This is a genomic window from Loigolactobacillus iwatensis (assembly GCF_003950295.1).
Taxonomy (GTDB): domain Bacteria; phylum Bacillota; class Bacilli; order Lactobacillales; family Lactobacillaceae; genus Loigolactobacillus; species Loigolactobacillus iwatensis.
On the sequence record NZ_RHNP01000055.1, the window covers coordinates 1 to 2,257 of the forward strand.

Consider the following 2,257-nt stretch of genomic DNA (forward strand, 5'->3'; position numbering starts at 1 on the left):
CTCACCAATTATTTGATGAGGCAATCATAACTTGAATTAAATTATTTTTGAAGTCGGTCAGTTATTTACTGCTTACGTAATGATCGCCTAAAATCACCATTTTATAGGGATTTCTGAATTTTTTTCATTACACTCAAATGCAAATTTATGGTACAAAAAAACGCCCACGTTATTTCTAAGTCAACCTAACTTTTGAAATAATCGTAAACGCTCTTTAGATACAAATTTCTAATTTTGTAATGCACCATTTTGATCAAAATAGTATCTTTGACCATTAATTGTCTGCCAACCAGTTAACATTTTACCTGTACTATTAAGATAATAGCGATGACCGTTAATTTGAAGCCAACAATTGGTTTGCATTCCACCCCAACTATTAAGATAATACCAACCATATTTTGTCTGATACCAACCTGTTCGCATTTGGCCAGAACCGTTTAATGCATACCAATAACCCTTGTAATATAGCCAACCAGTATTCATGTTACCCGAATCGGCCAAATGATACCAATGTCCTCCATTTTGAATCCAGGTGTTAGTCTGCATTCCACCCCAATTACTGAGGTAGTACCAGCCATATTTTGTCTGATACCAACCAGTCTGCATCTGACCAGAGCCATTTAAAGCATACCAATAACCCTTATAATATAGCCATCCAGTACTCATTTTACCTGAGTTAGTTAAATGATACCATTGATTACCATCCTTCATCCAAACATTTGCAACCATTGCACCACTTGTGCGTAAATAATACCAACTATTTCCGGTAAAAATCCAGTTAGTGGCCATCTTGCCACTATTTTCCAAATAGTACCAAGTATTTTTTAATTGAATCCAACCAATTTGCATGGCACCATTCGTATTCATATGATACCAATTACTAGCTACTTGAATCCAACCTGTCTGCATAGCACCTGATTTACTCAGATAATACCAATTATTATTTGATTTAGTCCAGCCAGTCCGCATAGCACCTGATCCATTAAGATCATACCAAACATTTTGCACTTTAACCCAACCAGTCTGCATGACACCATTCGTATTCAAATAATACCAATTATTCGAATCAGCCAACCAGCCAGTTGCTTTACTACCATCGGACTTAATATAACTCCATTGATTATTTTTTAACTGCCAGGCACCACTATTTAAATTAAGTAACCCATTGTAGTCAATTGAAACATCCAAATTGCCTGAATAACCTGGTAAACGTGCTGTAGAACTAAATTGCCAGGCCGCATATTGTGAATTCCATAAACTGCTAGCAGATGGTGTGTACGGATACTGTGCAATCCAAGTACGACTTAATCCAACTGTATTAACAACTGCATCACGATACTCGTAAGAAACGTAAGTATAGACTGCATGATTAGTAAAACCAGCATTTGATAATGTATTCCAGAAATTCTGTAAATCTCCTTGAATGCCCGTTGTATAAGTACTAGTATCTTCCATATCAGCAAAAATCAAAGTATTTTTACTCAAGCCTAGTGATCGTAAATCAGAAATCAATAAATTAGCTTCACCTGCTGCAGCACTTGCACTCGCAAACTTTGCGTAATGATAAACGGCTATTTGTAAACCTGCGGCCTTTGCCATAGAAATTTGATTTCGAGCATAAGGATTCTCATAATAATTTCCTTCAGTCAATTTAATAATGACAGTCTTAACACCTAACTTCTTCATTTCATTATAATTAGCCTGAGTTAAATCATATTGATAAGATGAAATGTCGACCGCATCTACCCGTCGTGGGCGTGAAGAATCCCCAATTGTAAATGAATCCACTTGATCATCACTCATTGTAATAACTTGTTGCTGTCCCGTAGCCGCATAATTAGAATTAGCTTGTTCCTTGGCATTTTGCAACCATTCGGCCTGAATGTCAGGTGCCAAACCGGCTGGAATATCAATCTGATTCTGACCCTCTGAATTTACATAACTTGTAATCTGTCCAGCTGCAGGAGCCGCTGCACTACCAACAGCATGTGCACCTGCAACAAAGTCCATTGTATCATCGGCATGGCCATAATCAAATGAAACTTGACTACTCGTTGATAAAGCGGCCACATTCGATGCAATCTTATCATCACTGTTACTAGATGAACTTGATAATAGTTCTGAATTATTTGCTGCTGATGACCCTACTTCAGCATCTACAGTTGAACCATCAATGGCCGTTGTACTTGCTGCGGCTGTACTTGCTGCACTTGTACTTGCTGCACTTGTACTTGCTGCACTTGTACTTGCTGCACTT

At 37.7% G+C, this 2,257-nt stretch carries 1 protein-coding gene; it reads right to left on the reverse strand.

The features are described 5' to 3' along the window. Positions 1–228: 228 nt before the first annotated feature. A partial coding sequence (locus EKM98_RS11260) for a GH25 family lysozyme (RefSeq protein ID WP_125982667.1) occupies positions 229–2,257 on the reverse strand: 2,029 nt, incomplete at its 5' end.